This is a genomic window from Campylobacter iguaniorum (assembly GCF_000736415.1).
In the GTDB taxonomy this organism is placed as follows: domain Bacteria; phylum Campylobacterota; class Campylobacteria; order Campylobacterales; family Campylobacteraceae; genus Campylobacter; species Campylobacter iguaniorum.
This window is the reverse complement of record NZ_CP009043.1, coordinates 236,261-250,630: the sequence shown is the minus strand read 5'-3', so window position 1 is coordinate 250,630 and position 14,370 is coordinate 236,261. Positions and strand designations below refer to the sequence as shown.

The window sequence follows — 14,370 nt, the reverse complement described above, 5'->3', positions numbered from 1 at the left end:
CAAATTTTACGAATTATAGTTTGCTACCATTTTCGCCAAGGTAGTTTGCAACGCCCTCAGTTGAAGGTTTCATGCCTTTATCACCTTTGTTCCAGCCAGCTGGGCAAACTTCGCCATGCTCATTTGTAAATAGCATAGTATCTACCATTCTTACCATTTCATCGATATTTCTACCAAGTGGAAGGTCGTTTATAACTGCATGTCTTACAGTGCCATCGCTATCAAGCAAGAAGCTTCCTCTTAGAGCAACTGCTTCATCAAACAATACGTCAAATCCTCTTGCCCACTCTTTTTTAAGGTCAGCTACTATTGGGAATTGAACTCTGCCGATACCGCCTTGTTTAACATCTGTTTCTCTCCATGCAAAGTGGCAATATTCGTTGTCGCAGCTTACGCCGATTACTTCGATGCCTCTTTCTTTGAACTCTTGATATCTGTGGTCAAATGCGATAATCTCACTTGGACAAACAAATGTAAAATCTTTTGGATAGAAAAATACTACCGCACCTTTTGGTCCGATATTTTTGTATAGATCAAATTTTTCCTCTATTTGTCCATTGCCTAAAACTGCTACACCGCTTAACTCAGGTGCTTTATTTGTAACGATCATTCTGTCTCCTTTTATTAGTAATTTTTATTATGAGCGAAATTATATCTCTGTTAGTTTAATCAATTCTAAATAAGACAAAAAATATCTAATCAAATACTATAAATTTAATATATCTTAGAAATATCGTAACAAATCGCTATTAAATTTGAAAATATTTTACAAAAATATCAAGAAATCCTTTAAAGAAAAATTTGGCTAAATTTGGCTATAATCGACCAATTTTTTAAAATAAGGAAAAAAATGTTTGCTGACTTTTTTTCAAAAATGAGAAGAAAACAATCCAATCCAAGCGAGGCTCCAAGCCACTGGATTAAGTGCAATAGCTGTAATTCATTAATGTATTATAAAGAGGTTGAGGCTTGTTATAATGTATGCCCAAAATGCGGCTATCATATGCGTCTAAACCCACAAAAAAGAATAGAGCTTATAGTAGATGAAGGAAGCTTTGTCGAGTTTGATTCAAATTTAAAACCAATTGATCCGCTTAAATTTGTCGATAAAAAATCATATAAAAAAAGAATTGCTGAAAGCGAAGAAAAAAGTAAAAGATCAAGCTCAATTATATCAGGAGAAGCTACTATAGATGCTTTGCCTGTAGAGCTTGTGGTGTTTGACTTTGGCTTTATGGGTGGAAGTCTCAGCTCAGTTGAGGGTGAGAAAATCACAAGAGCCGTCAAAAGAGCTATTGAAAAAAGATGCGCTCTTATCATCGTAAGTGCAAGTGGTGGCGCTAGAATGCAAGAAAGCACATTTAGCCTTTTGCAAATGAGCAAAACAAGTGCTGCCTTAAAGCTTTTAAGCGATGCAAAACTGCCATTTATCTCTGTTTTAACCGATCCTACTATGGGTGGCGTTTCTGCTTCTTTTGCATGGCTTGGCGACTTAATCATCGCTGAACCAGGAGCGTTGATCGGCTTTGCAGGTCAAAGAGTAATAGAACAAACTATAAAAGCTAGCTTGCCAGAAGGCTTCCAAAGAGCTGAGTTCTTGCTAGAACATGGTCTAATTGACGCAATCGTTCCTAGAAACGAGCATAAAAAATATCTTAGCGATATGATTAGATTTTTTATGAACGAAAAACAAGAGCAAGATATTAAATTTAAGGCTATCTAATGCAAATTTTAGTCCATTGCATACAAAAAAGTAATGATGATTTTGAAGAGTTAAAAGACTATATAAAAATGTCATCAAAATGGGCTAATATCCAAGAAATAAACAAATTTAACGCTCAAATCGCAAAAGCCCAAAGCCTCTCAAAAGAGCAATCCCACACCGCTTATGATAACGCTTATATGCCTTGTCTTGGCGGGTTTTGCATAGGGCTTGATGAGAGAGGCGAAGAGCTAGATAGCTTTGAATTTGCAAAATTATTAAAAGACAATCAAAAAATCTCATTTTTTATAGGTGGAGCTTATGGTTTAAGCTCAAATTTCAAATCAAAAATGGATAGGTTAGTCAGTCTCTCCAGACTTACTTTAGCCCATAAAATAGCCAAACTTATGTTGTTTGAGCAAATTTTTAGAGGGCTTTGTATAAATGCAAACCATCCATACCACAAATAAGGAAAAACGATGAAAAAGAGTGATTTAGATTTTTTTAAAGAACTCCTTGAAGAACGCAAAGTTCAAATCAAAAAAAATATCATAGACTCAGCAAACGAGATAAATGGATTAAGAGAGAGTGGAGCTAGCGATGAATTTGATTTTGCAAATATCAATGCAGACGCTATTTTAGAGCAATCAATATCTATAAAACAAAAGCAAGAGCTAGCCGAAATCGACCTATCATTATCAAAAATAGCCGATGGAAGCTATGGAATTTGCGAAATGTGTGAAGATGAGATAGATATAGAACGCATGAAAGTCAAACCTCATGCGAGATACTGTATAACTTGTCGCGAAATTATCGAAAAAAATAACAAAAAGTAAGGATTTAGAAATGAAAGCAAGACGTTACGTGCTATATTCAATCATCTATGTTGCCCTAATTTGGGTATTTGTATTCACATTTTTCAACCAAAACTTCAGTCTTAGCATATTAGAATACACTTTAGACTTGCCAGTTGCTTCGTGGGTGGTTATTCCTATAGCTTTGTTTGCTTTGCTTAGCATTTTTCACATCAGCTACTATGGATTTAAAAATTTCTTAGACGCAAGAGCTGTTAAAAATGATCTAAATTTATACAATAGCCTTGCAAAAGAGGTTTTTTTAGGTCTAGAATCAAACAAAGATTTTAAAACTGATCTTTTTCAAATTCCTAGTGAAGTGACAAAATCTCTATCTCCATGGTTAAATTTAGGTGAGCCAAATTTAAAAAATGAAGATCTAAAACTTGCTTATGAAATGTCAAAAAAAGTAAAAAATGGTGAAGTTTGTGACTTGAAAAAATTCAAACTACTTAAAACAAATCCACTGTTTATACAAAATGAAAAAAACAAAATCAAAGCTGATTATAAATACGCTCTAACCATTCTTTCATCAAAAATAGATGCCTCTGATAGCTTGTATCAAGAAGCATTTGGCTCAGCGCTAAATAACGCAACATATCTTGAGCTATCTAAATTTGGATTTGACTATAGCAATGAAGATACAATGAAGCTTATAAATAGATACATAGATGGCACTCTTGAGATATCTAGTCAAGATCTATTTAATCTCATAAATAAAAACGAATTCCAAACTGATGAGTACATCAGCCTAGCAACTCACCTTAAAACAAAACTAGATCCAGATAAACTAATGGGCGTGTTTGACCGTCTTAAAAACGAGCATTCAAATGCAAATGAAGCCTACTTGTATATACTTTATGATTTGCAAATGATTGATAATCTAAGAGAGATAATAACCTCATCACAAGACGGCGAATTTGACAAGATAAAAACTCTACTTTTCTTAAGAGAACACGGCAAACTAGCTCCTGCTTCACTATTTTATAAATGATCGATTTTAATTCAAAACCACTATTTTTAGCTCCTTTGGCAGGTTTTTCTGACCTGCCTTTAAGGGGCGTTGTCAAAAAATTTGGCTGCGATGTCACAGTCAGCGAGATGATAAGCTCAAATGCCCTTGTCTATGAAAGTGCCAAAACTCTAACTATGATAGAAAAAAACGCTCTTGAAACTCCATATATAGTCCAGCTAGCTGGAAGCGACAAAGACATCATCAAAAAAGCTGTTGAAATCCTAAATAATATTGACGGGATTGATGGAATAGATCTAAACTGCGGCTGTCCTGTGCCAAAAGTCATAAAACAAAACGCTGGATCAGCACTTTTAAATGATTCAAATTTGCTTTGCGATATAGTAGAAACTATCAAAAACATATCAAACAAACGCTACACATCAGTCAAAATTAGACTTGGATTTAGCGAAAAAAACGCATACAAAATAGTAAAAGATATAGAAAATGCTGGGGCTGATTATCTAGCAGTTCATGGCAGAACCAGAGCTGGCGGATATAGCTCAAAGGTAGATTATGAGGCGATCGCTCGTATCAAACAAAATGTCAAAATCCCAGTCATTGCAAATGGAGACATTGACAAAGACAACATAGATGAAGTCTTAAAGATAACAAACTGCGACGGAGCCATGATAGGAAGGGCTAGCATCGGAAAGCCTTGGATATTTTATGAGATCAAAAACAAACGAACAATCAGTGATGAGCTAAAAAAAGAGATCATCATAGAGCATTTTAGGCAGATGATAGCTCACTACAAAGAGCATGGCGTGGCTGTATTTAGAAAGCATTTGCACGAATATTCAAAAGGAATAAATGGTGCGAGCGCTTTTAGAAATGAGATAAATTTGATAACTGATCCAAATTTGATGCTATCAAAGGTCAAAGACTTTTTTAGATAATGCAAGGCTATATCTTACGCGTCCAAAAAGTCAGAGATGAGGACTGCTTGGTTTTCATACTGTCAAAAGAACAACTCATAAAATGCTATAGATTTTATGGGGCAAGACATCCAGTCATCACTCAAGGTTTCAAACTAGACTTCGAGCTGGTGGAAAACTCAAATTTCTTACCACACCTTAGGGGAACCATGCATCTTGGCTTTAAATGGCTATTTTACACAGATAGGTTGCTTGCATGGCAACAGTTCATGCGACTACTTTATGAGCATTTAAAAGACGCTAGCGAGATCAATGAGTTTTATTATGATCTGCTTGAAGATTGCGCTTTAAAGCTAGAAAAACAAAATCCAAAAAGAACTATTTTAGAAGCTTATGTAAGATTGCTTGAGTTTGAGGGGCGACTAAATAAAGAGATGAATTGCTTGTTTTGCGATGGTCAAATAGGTGGGCGAATTTCGCTTTTAAGAGGATTTTTACCAGCTCACCCGCACTGTACTTCAAAAGTTGTATTTGATACAAAAGCCATAAATGAACTATTTGAAACAGCAAAATCAGCTCATTTGGACGATTTTGCTATAAATCAACTATATTATATTATTTTAGAGGGTCTTTAGTCAAAAGTTATCGCAAAAATGCTAGGTTTGACAAGTTTTTTTATACTCTCTTTAACCATAAAAAAGTTTTTTATACCTTTTATATGCAAGGCGTGATTGACAAAGCTAAACTCCATTTCATCGCTTATATTTACAGCCTTTGCAAGCCCAAGCAAAAACGAAAGCCACCTTACTTCATCGATACTTGGCAAAAGCTCTTTAAACTCTCCAAGCTCACTAATAAGCTTTCCTTGATAAAAAATAATAGCCGAAATGAGTGCTTTTTGCTCGTGAGTATAGCCGTAATTTAGCCCGTTTTGCACTATGTAGCTACTATGAGCATGCTCTGAGTAAAATCCTAAAAATCTACCAAGACTATAGAGTTTTGAGGCGATAACTAGCTCATTTGCGTACTTGTCATCTAGTTTATGCAGAGGTTTTAACACGTCAAAAAGTATCTTTGCATATTTAGGCGTATTTGGATTGCTCGTCTCTATAAATCTATCTTGAAGACTTCTTAAACTTGGATTAAAATTTTGTGGAAATTTAATGCCTGGTCTTAAGAGATTGCTTAAAAATATCCCCTCTCGCACACCAGCACCACTTGTATGTATTTTTTTGCCACCTAGCCTTTTTGCTACCTTAGAAAATATCATCGCACCTTCTCTTATAGTGTCGTATCTATCTTTTTTGACTGGAAAATCTTTGAGATCAAAGACATTTGCGAAGGCAAGTTTTTCTATGAATGAGCTATGTTCTTTTAACTCATAAGAGTAGTTGTGGACTAGTTTTAGTGGGTGTTTTTTGATCTGCATTATTGCATTTGAGATGGCTCTTAGGCTTCCGCCAATCGCAATGATATTTGCTGAGTTAAATCCATTTGGCAAATTTGAAAGCATATCATCTATAAATTTAGCAGCTCCAGATATGTCTTTTTTATCAAAAAACAGCTCTTTTAGTCTTACGGTACCTATGTTTAGCGATATTGTATCAATGATTTTGCCATCTTTGATTTTGGCTAGTTCAGTCGAGCCACCACCTATGTCTATCGTAGTAGCCTCGCTAAGTGGAGAGAGCAAATTTAAAGCGGCAACGCCACCATAAAATGCCTCCATTTTACCATCAATGATTTTAAGCCCAAGCCCAAGCTCATTTTTGATACGGTTGATAAAAACGCTTGAATTTGGTGCGTCTCTAAGAGCTGAAGTCCCTGCGCAAAGGACTTTATTTACTTTATACAGCTTTATAAAGTGTTTAAATTCGCTAAAAGCACAAAAGACATTATCCATAGCAGCATCTTGCAAAACTCCGCCATTCTCATAAGCTCCCTCTCCAAGCCTGACTTTGATCTTATACTCTCTTAAAATAAAAAATCCAAGTCTGCTTGTACGCTCAAATATAGCCATTCTAGCTGAGTTTGAACCAAGATCAATTACTGCTACTCGTCTAGGCATTAATTACCTTCTAGATATTGTTCGTGTTTAAATTTAAGCTCTTCTGGCGTCTCTATATTATCAGGATCTGGAACGATACAATCCACAGGGCACGCCATGATACACGCTGGCTCAGCATAGTCGCTAATGCACTCACTACATCTATCTGGATCTATCATATATATTGGATCATCTTCGTATATAGCCTCATCTGGGCATTCCTCGCGACACGCATCGCAGCTTATACAATCTTTTGTTATCATCAAAGACATAACAAACCTTTCACAATGAATAATATTTTAAAAGCCACTTTATACTATAAATTTACTTTAGAAATTTTGAATTTATGAGCTTTTTCGTGTTTTTTGTGTTTATAGGAATTTTTAGTGTGGCTATTGCTCCACTTTTATCTGGTTTGTTGGTAATTTGCACATTTCCACCAAGTGCTTGAGCTGCACCTTTGGCTAAAAATAGACCCAGCCCAGCACCACCTTTGTCTCCATATCTTTTAAACGGAGCAAATAGATCTTTTCCCTCATCGATACCTGGACCTTGATCGATCACTTCTACTACAAACTCATCATCATGTAAGCTAGTTTTTATCTCGACAGTGGCTCCACTTGGTGAAAATTTGATAGCGTTTTGGACGAAGTTTTGTATCACATGCAAAAACAAAGTCGGCTGCAAAAACATCTTTAAACTTTGCGGCTCTAAATTTAATGATATATTTTTATTTTCGCCTTTTGCTAGTATTAAGAAGTTATTTCCAATCTCGTTTATGTAAGCAATAATGTCTATATTGACTGGTTTTTCAAACTGCGCGCCCTCTTGCCTACCGATTTCTAAGATGGAGCTTATCATTTTATTCATCTGATTTATTGATTCATTATTGTTTTTTAAGGCTTCGATATACTTTTCTTGCTCACGTGGCTTTATGAGTGTCACTTCATTTTTTGTTTTCATCACTGCAAGTGGAGTTTTTAGCTCATGAGCTGCTCCGATGAAAAGCTCTTTTTGGTATTGCACGAATGTTTGAATCCTAGCTATTAGCCTATTTACGCTATCGCCAAGAGGCTCAAACTCTTCAGGAAGCTCATCAATGCTAACCTCTTGCAAAAATCTCTCATTTAGCTTACTAAGCTTTAAACTAAGCATTTTAATAGGTAAAAGTAGCATTCTAGATAAAAACAGAGCGTAAAACAGTATCAAAAATATAGCAGTTGCATTTATGATAAGAATATCTACCAAAATTTGCTCAACAACATTGCTGTATTCTGTGGTATTTTTTTTGATAGTTAAAACCATAGTGTCTTTATATGGATAATAAAGAGTTAAAAATGTGTCGTTATCTTCTTTGCTTTGTATAAATTTAGGGCTAGTTAAACCATGAACATTTTCACTTATTTGAAGTATTGAGAGATGCTCAGATTGTGGGTAATAAAACTCTAAATTACCCACTTCCAAAGACTCTTTTGACGAGATTATATTCTTAGCCTCCAAAGTAAGGCTTTGGACTATATTTTCAAAAATTGTGATTTTTATATAGTGGTATAACATCACCGAAAAGATTACAATCAGCATAGCTCCAGCTATTGCTAATTGTAATGTAAATTTAGCCCTTAAGCTTTTTTGGGAAAGCAAAATCTATATCCGCGGCGTCTTACTGTTTCTATTGTAGAGATATTTAGTGGTTTATCCATTTTTTGGCGAATTTGGTTGATTGCTACTTCGATTACGTTTGGAGTTACTAGCTCTGGCTCTTCCCAAATAGCATCAAGAAGTTGCTCTTTGCTGACGATTTGGTCGCTATGACGTGCTAAGTGAGTTAAAACCTCAAACGGCTTGCCTTTAAGCTCGATTTCTTGACCAAGATATGTGATTTTTTCTTCATCTGGATCTATTATTAGATCATCTATTTTGATTACATTTGTTCCGCCAAAGCGTAAACGCGCCTCAAGACGAGCGACCAAAACATCAAAATCAAATGGTTTTTTGATATAATCATCAGCGCCAGCTCTTAGAGCTTTTATTTCGCTTTCTTTATCATCTTTTGCTGAAATTATAACTGCTGAAGTGCGAGGAGATTTTTGTTTGATAACGTTTATAAGATCCACGCCATCGCCATCAGGAAGCATCCAATCACTAAGCACTAAATCGTAATTTCTGATGCCTATATAGTACTCAGCGTCTTTAAAACTCTCTGAACTGTCTGTTTGGTAGCCAAACTCTTGCAAGCCTTCTGCAATTGTTTTATTTAGAGTAACTTCATCTTCAACTATCAAAATTCTCATTATGTTTTCCTTAAAGCTTAAATTTTATCGTGATTGTATCATAAATTAAGCAAGATTTCAAGTTTTTTTAAATTTAATTTAATAAAACTTCTGAATTTTGGCACCTACAATGGCATTAGGGATAATATCAACCTTAGAGATTTTCATATAAAAATACTCTAAAGTCGGAAATTTCTTTTTAAATTTAGTCTTAAAATACTCTAGTGCACTCTCAACAGTTCCAAATTTCTTTTTGTCAAATTTAGCCTGTATAAACTCGCAAGTTTTAGCATAATCAACAAATTCTTTAGCTCTAAACTCAGCTTGCACGGTAATTTTTTGCTTCTCAATTCTTTCAAAATCCAAAAGCCCAATTATCGTTTCAAACTCCAAATTTTCTATGAATACGCTTATCAAATAACTCTTCTTTCAGCTCCACAAAGTAGCCTTTTGATATTTGGCAAATGCTTGTAAACAACCACAAAAGCGATGATAAAAATCGGAGCGTGAGTGTTGATAACTGGCATATCATAATGAAACACAAAAGAAGCCACAATAAGAGTAAGAAGAGCCAGCAAAGATGCTAAGCTTGATATTTTCAGTACTTTTCCTACGATAAACCAGACGACCAAAGCGCAGATTAATTCAATAGGCAAGAAATAAGCCAAAACTCCAGCCCCAGTAGCTATGCCTTTTCCGCCTTCGAATTTAAGATAAGGAGAAAAGCAGTGTCCAAGCACGGCTAAAACCGCCATTGTCCAGATAGTTTGATCACTAAGATCGAAAAAAGCCTTTGCTATAATCATTGGCACAAGACCTTTTAGAGCGTCACAAACCACTGTCAAAACTGCTAATCTTTTGGCAAGTTTTGGATTTGATTCTTTCATAACCCTAAGCACGTTTGTCGCCCCGATACTGTGGCTACCTTCTTTTGCGATGTTTGTTTTGCCAAAAACCATAGCCAAAATAAGCCCAAATGGTATAGCTCCGATAAGATAAGCTACAGCGTAAGCAATAATATTTTCATTCATTTTTAACCTTTTATTTTATTTATATAAAGCAACTTTTTCTTTAAGCTCTTCGAGCGTTTCTTCTACTCTGAGCTTAGAAAATTCAACTATTTTTTGGGTGATTGGCTGCTCATTTATTATCTGGCAGCAATATCTCATTGAGCCTTGATAATTTAGCGCAACTACTAGTTTAAGCTCTAAATCCACATCAATATTTTCATCACTTTTTGGCATAATCAGACTAAATTTAGCCCTTATATTTTCGCCATTTTTAAAGCCTGGATTATCCATGCTGACTACGCCGATACCGCCTTGAGAAATATCAAAAAGTTTGCCTTGAACCTCAAGACCATCCCCGTTTGAGAGCATGACTTTGGTAAATTTATTTGGATGAACTCTTGGATATTTTCTTTGGCTCGCAAACATCTTTTCCATGTGAGTGAAGTTTTTTATCGTGACTGTATCATTTGTCAAATTTATACTTGCAATATCTGCTTTTATGTTGCTAACCATGCTTCCACTTTTGACTATAAAAGCATTTCCTTCTTCTTTCATAGCCAAAATTTGCATCAAATTTACCTTGCAAACCACTTTGTCATCATCTATACTGACTATTCTTGATTTGCATTCTACATTAACACCATTGTATAAATTCAAAAACAAAAGCTCTTCATTTTGAGAATGCATTCTTTTTAATTCATCGATTAAATTTCCAAAAAATACAAAGCCACCACCAGATGAGCTAAATTTAATAGAATTTGAGCTTGAATAAGAAATATCTTTATTTTTAGTTTTATTTATCCTAAAAATATCTTGAAAAGACTCTATGGCGTTTTGCAAATAGACAATATGATCTAGCAAATTTGGATATTTTTCTTTAAGAGTGATGCTAAATTTATGCAGCAAATGAAACATCGAATAAAGCACAATGTATTTTGCGTAGTTTTCATCGTTTTCAAAACACTTATATATGCTTTTTTTTAGATTATTTTCATCGTATGTTTTTTGGAAAATTGAATCAAATATCAAAGACAAAGTGTCGTCTAGCTCGTAAAGATCTATGTATTTTTGACTATCTTTGACTAAAAGTTTTGTCTGATCTATATAATCTTGTTTAAGACTTTGTAGAATTTCCATGCAGCTCAATACAAGTTGCTCTCGCCCCTCATAACTCATCGGCTTCCTTAACAAATAATATTTGTAAGATTATAACATAAGAATTCTAAAAATGAGTTTGGTTATTTACCGCCAAATTTAAGCAGAGCAGAGCCCCAAGTAAAACCACCACCAAATGCATCAAGCAAGATTAAATCGCCTTGTTTTAAGCGACCACTTTCGTAAGCTTCATTCATAGCCATAGGGATTGATGCTGAGCTTGTATTGCCATATTTTGAGACAGTTACTACGCATTGTTCATCTGTGAAATTTAAGCGTTGCTTAACTGCTTCTATGATTCTTAAATTTGCTTGGTGCGGGATAAAAAGATCAACTTGTTCACTAGCGATTTTATTTTTTTCTAAAATATCAACGACGTCTTTTGTAAGAGTTTGAACTGCTACTTTAAAGACTTCATTTCCAGCCATATGTAAGAAATTTAGCTTTTTATCAAGGACCTCTTGACTAGCTGGATTTACTGTGCCACATCCTGGAGTTATAAGCAAATCACCCTTGCTTCCATCACTTGATGTGTGTATATCGATTATCTCATTATCATCTCTAGCACTTATTACAGCAGCTCCTGCACCATCGCCAAATAGCACACAAGTACTTCTATCGCTCCAATCAATAATAGAGCTGAACTTCTCAGCGCCGACTATTAAGACATTTTTTTTAGAGCCACTTTCTATCATACTTTTTGCAATATCTAAAAGATAAATAAAACCAGTGCAAGCTGCACTAATATCAAAAGCAGTGACATTATTTAAATTTAGATTTGAAGCAATTTTGCAAGCAGTTGATGGCATACAAAAATAATCAGGTGTAACAGTAGCACAAATAAGAGCATCAATCTCGCTTTTATCTAATCCAGATCTTTGCAAAGCAACAAGTGCAGCCTTGGTTGCAAGGTCGCTTGTGACCTCATCTTTGGCTATGCATCTAGTATTGATTCCAGTTCTTTTTACAATCCATTCATTGCTCGTATCGACCATTTTTTCTAGATCAAAGTTGGTTAAGATATGTTTGGGAGTATATGCTCCAACTGAAATCAATGATGCTTTTTTCATACTAGTTATTACCTGACAAAATGAGAAAGTTCGTCTTCTATGACTTTATTTATATCTGACCCAGCAAATTTCAACGCTTGAAATATGGCGTTTTTAACAGCTTTTGGGCTACTTTTTCCATGGCTGATAATAACGCAATCTTTTACGCCAAGGAGCGGAGCGCCACCGTACTCATCATAATCTATTTGTGTTTTTAAATTTTTAAAAATACCTTTCATCAATAATGCTCCCATTATCGTTAAAAGAGATTTTTTTATATTTTGTTTTATGATTTTTGATATAGCACTAGCGACACCTTCGCTGGTTTTAAGAAGTATATTTCCTACAAAACCATCACAAATAATCACATCAACACTACCATCAAAAATTTGATGACCTTCTACATTCCCAACAAAACTATCTAATTTTGATAGGAGTTCAAACGCCTCTTTTGTTACTTCATTGCCCTTGCAATCTTCTTCGCCATTACTTAAAAGACCAATTTTTGGATTTTGGATTCTCATTATCTGCTTAGCGTAAGCCTCGCCCATGACTCCAAACTGAAACAAATGCTCAGCTTTGCAATCTACATTGGCTCCAACATCAAGAACAAGTGTTTGTTTGTTTGCCGAAGTTGGCATAAGAGTAGCAATTGCCGGTCTAGAAACATTTTTTAAGCGTCCAATTCTCAGAGTTGCTAGACTCATAGTAGCTCCACTATGACCTGCTGAAACCACAGCTTGACACTCTTTGTTTTTGACCAAATCTACAGCTTTAAAAATACTACTTTCTTTTCTTTTTAGAACATCTGTAGCACTTTCGCCCATAGAAAATACTTCGCTAGATTCGACGTATGTTATAAATCTTGCATATTCATCTGGTATAAGGGGCTTTAATTCTTTGCTATCACCTACTAAAACGGCGTTAAATTCTTTAACATTTAAAGCATCGATAACGCCGTCTATAATCGGTTTTGGACCAAAGTCCCCACCCATAGCGTCTATTGCTATACTAATCATTTTAGATATTAATATTCGCCAGTTGTTTTATTGATACGGTGAGGCATTTTCCAGCTGCCATCTTTGTCTTTTACAGGCATAGGAAGAGTTACTTTATAGTGAGTTCTGCGTTTTGCTGCTCTTGTATGACTCACTCTACGTTTAGGTACTGCCATTTTATTCTCCTTCTAAAATTTTACATTCATCACAATAGAAATAGTCACTTTTATATGATTCTATTTCACTTTGAAAAATTTCATCGATGTCAATTTCGCCATCATAAAATTCAATAGTATCACTGAGTTCGTTCTCGTGATCTTTATATGTTCCGTTGCTTAAAAACAGTGAAACTTCCTCATCTAGGGCTAAATTTATATTCTTACCGCATCTATCGCAATAGTGTTTTAAATTTCCAGTGATTTTAGCTTCACATTTAGCCATTTTTAGATCAACTTTTACTAATTTTCCACTAAATTTAAGCTCATCAAATAGCTCTTCAAACTCAGTGCCAGGAAATGTCAATTTATCAAATGGTATTTTCATTTTTAAATTAGCAAATTTCTCTTTTTGCAAAGAAAAATGCGATTTCTATAGCTGCATTTTCTAAACAGTCACTTCCGTGAACCGCATTTGCATCTATACTCTCAGCAAAATCTGCTCTGATTGTACCAGGAGCAGCTTCTTTAGGATTTGTAGCGCCCATAAGCTCACGATTTTTCATAACCGCGTTTTCGCCTTCTAATACCATAACAACAACTGGACCGCTTGTCATAAACTCAACTAGCTCGCCATAAAATGGTCTAGCTGCATGAACTTCATAAAATTTCTTAGCATCTTCAGTGCTTAGTTGTAATTTTTTTGCTGCTGCGATTCTTAAACCGTTGCTCTCAAATCTATCAATGATTTTACCAATAACGCCCTTTTTAACGGCATCAGGTTTGATTATAGATAATGTTTGCTCCATTAAATCTCCTTAAATGATGGTTGAAATTTTTTACAGAATTGGGATTATATCAGAAATAAGCTTAAAGAAATATTGCCATATTTTTTGATAAAAATATAATTTACACATTTAATTATAGTATAAGCCACGAAGTGTGGCTTATAAATTTATGCTACAACTGGAGTGCCAGAGCTTCTTAAATCAGCACCGATATCGCTTCTGCTTGGTTGCCCAGAAACAACATCACTCCATACGATACAGCCATCAGTCGGACAGGCATCAGCGCAAGCTGGGCTATCATTATGACCTACACACTCAACACATTTGTCTGCATATACATAATAAGTATCTTCGCCAGTTGGGTTATCGCTATCATCAACTATAGCTTCAACAGGGCATTCATCTATACATGAACCACAACTTATACAAATATCAGTAATTTTTACTGCCAT

The 14,370-nt window shown here is 35.0% G+C and carries 20 protein-coding genes; 6 read left to right on the top strand and 14 right to left on the bottom strand.

The window, feature by feature from the left end:
- Positions 1-13: 13 nt before the first annotated feature.
- The gene (locus CIG1485E_RS01330; protein WP_038452865.1) at positions 14-610 is read right to left on the bottom strand and encodes a peroxiredoxin; all 597 of its coding nucleotides are present in this window, start codon (positions 608-610) and stop codon (positions 14-16) included.
- 240 nt (positions 611-850) lie between these two features.
- On the opposite strand from CIG1485E_RS01330, the gene accD reads away from it, so the two are divergent.
- From accD to recO, 6 genes are read left to right on the top strand one after another with little or no spacing between them, the layout of a single operon-like run.
- Positions 851-1,723, top strand: coding sequence for an acetyl-CoA carboxylase, carboxyltransferase subunit beta (gene accD / locus CIG1485E_RS01325; RefSeq protein ID WP_038452863.1), 873 nt, complete (start codon positions 851-853; stop codon positions 1,721-1,723).
- Positions 1,723-2,172, top strand: coding sequence for a 23S rRNA (pseudouridine(1915)-N(3))-methyltransferase RlmH (locus CIG1485E_RS01320; RefSeq protein ID WP_038452861.1), 450 nt, complete (start codon positions 1,723-1,725; stop codon positions 2,170-2,172). The genes accD and CIG1485E_RS01320 overlap by 1 nt, the downstream gene beginning before the upstream one ends.
- A gap of 9 nt (positions 2,173-2,181) precedes the next feature.
- Complete coding sequence (gene dksA / locus CIG1485E_RS01315) at positions 2,182-2,538, top strand: RNA polymerase-binding protein DksA (protein WP_038452859.1); 357 nt, start codon at positions 2,182-2,184, stop codon at positions 2,536-2,538.
- Positions 2,539-2,548: 10 nt separating this feature from the next.
- Positions 2,549-3,550, top strand: coding sequence for a hypothetical protein (locus CIG1485E_RS01310; protein ID WP_038452857.1), 1,002 nt, complete (start codon positions 2,549-2,551; stop codon positions 3,548-3,550).
- Positions 3,547-4,467, top strand: coding sequence for a tRNA dihydrouridine synthase (locus CIG1485E_RS01305; protein WP_038452855.1), 921 nt, complete (start codon positions 3,547-3,549; stop codon positions 4,465-4,467). The genes CIG1485E_RS01310 and CIG1485E_RS01305 overlap by 4 nt, the downstream gene beginning before the upstream one ends.
- The gene (gene recO / locus CIG1485E_RS01300; protein ID WP_038452853.1) at positions 4,467-5,081 is read left to right on the top strand and encodes a recombination protein RecO; all 615 of its coding nucleotides are present in this window, start codon (positions 4,467-4,469) and stop codon (positions 5,079-5,081) included. The genes CIG1485E_RS01305 and recO overlap by 1 nt, the downstream gene beginning before the upstream one ends.
- Here the strand turns inward: recO and CIG1485E_RS01295 are convergent.
- The 13 genes from CIG1485E_RS01295 to CIG1485E_RS01235 all read right to left on the bottom strand — a co-directional run bounded on the left by CIG1485E_RS01295 (position 5,078) and on the right by CIG1485E_RS01235 (position 14,370).
- A complete protein-coding gene (locus tag CIG1485E_RS01295; protein WP_038452851.1) occupies positions 5,078-6,514 on the bottom strand; it encodes a Ppx/GppA phosphatase family protein in 1,437 nt (478 codons plus the stop codon). The two genes, recO and CIG1485E_RS01295, sit on opposite strands and share 4 nt — an antisense overlap.
- The gene (locus CIG1485E_RS01290) at positions 6,514-6,765 is read right to left on the bottom strand and encodes a YfhL family 4Fe-4S dicluster ferredoxin (RefSeq protein ID WP_038452849.1); all 252 of its coding nucleotides are present in this window, start codon (positions 6,763-6,765) and stop codon (positions 6,514-6,516) included. Before CIG1485E_RS01290 ends, CIG1485E_RS01295 begins: the two co-directional genes overlap by 1 nt.
- Before the next feature lie 52 nt (positions 6,766-6,817).
- Positions 6,818-8,074, bottom strand: coding sequence for a sensor histidine kinase (locus tag CIG1485E_RS01285; RefSeq protein ID WP_051870976.1), 1,257 nt, complete (start codon positions 8,072-8,074; stop codon positions 6,818-6,820).
- A 38-nt stretch (positions 8,075-8,112) separates the two neighbouring features.
- A complete protein-coding gene (hsrA, locus tag CIG1485E_RS01280; protein WP_038452847.1) occupies positions 8,113-8,784 on the bottom strand; it encodes a homeostatic response regulator transcription factor HsrA in 672 nt (223 codons plus the stop codon).
- A 78-nt stretch (positions 8,785-8,862) separates the two neighbouring features.
- The gene (locus tag CIG1485E_RS01275) at positions 8,863-9,180 is read right to left on the bottom strand and encodes a dihydroneopterin aldolase (protein ID WP_038452844.1); all 318 of its coding nucleotides are present in this window, start codon (positions 9,178-9,180) and stop codon (positions 8,863-8,865) included.
- Positions 9,177-9,794, bottom strand: coding sequence for a glycerol-3-phosphate 1-O-acyltransferase PlsY (gene plsY, locus CIG1485E_RS01270; RefSeq protein ID WP_038452841.1), 618 nt, complete (start codon positions 9,792-9,794; stop codon positions 9,177-9,179). Before plsY ends, CIG1485E_RS01275 begins: the two co-directional genes overlap by 4 nt.
- Before the next feature lie 15 nt (positions 9,795-9,809).
- Complete coding sequence (locus tag CIG1485E_RS09565; protein ID WP_038452837.1) at positions 9,810-10,949, bottom strand: PilZ domain-containing protein; 1,140 nt, start codon at positions 10,947-10,949, stop codon at positions 9,810-9,812.
- A 62-nt stretch (positions 10,950-11,011) separates the two neighbouring features.
- Complete coding sequence (locus CIG1485E_RS01260) at positions 11,012-11,998, bottom strand: beta-ketoacyl-ACP synthase III (RefSeq protein ID WP_038452834.1); 987 nt, start codon at positions 11,996-11,998, stop codon at positions 11,012-11,014.
- Between the two features lie 8 nt (positions 11,999-12,006).
- Positions 12,007-12,996, bottom strand: a complete 990-nt coding sequence (gene plsX, locus CIG1485E_RS01255) for a phosphate acyltransferase PlsX (RefSeq protein WP_038452832.1) — start codon at positions 12,994-12,996, stop codon at positions 12,007-12,009.
- Between the two features lie 8 nt (positions 12,997-13,004).
- Positions 13,005-13,151, bottom strand: coding sequence for a 50S ribosomal protein L32 (rpmF, locus tag CIG1485E_RS01250; RefSeq protein ID WP_002848290.1), 147 nt, complete (start codon positions 13,149-13,151; stop codon positions 13,005-13,007).
- Between the two features lies 1 nt (position 13,152).
- Entirely contained in the window at positions 13,153-13,518 is a 366-nt protein-coding gene (locus tag CIG1485E_RS01245) for a hypothetical protein (RefSeq protein WP_038452830.1), read from the bottom strand.
- A 7-nt stretch (positions 13,519-13,525) separates the two neighbouring features.
- Positions 13,526-13,939 (bottom strand): nucleoside-diphosphate kinase, encoded by a 414-nt coding sequence (gene ndk / locus CIG1485E_RS01240; protein WP_038452828.1) that lies wholly within the window; start codon positions 13,937-13,939, stop codon positions 13,526-13,528.
- A gap of 146 nt (positions 13,940-14,085) precedes the next feature.
- Positions 14,086-14,370 (bottom strand): DUF362 domain-containing protein, encoded by a 285-nt coding sequence (locus tag CIG1485E_RS01235; RefSeq protein WP_038452826.1) that lies wholly within the window; start codon positions 14,368-14,370, stop codon positions 14,086-14,088.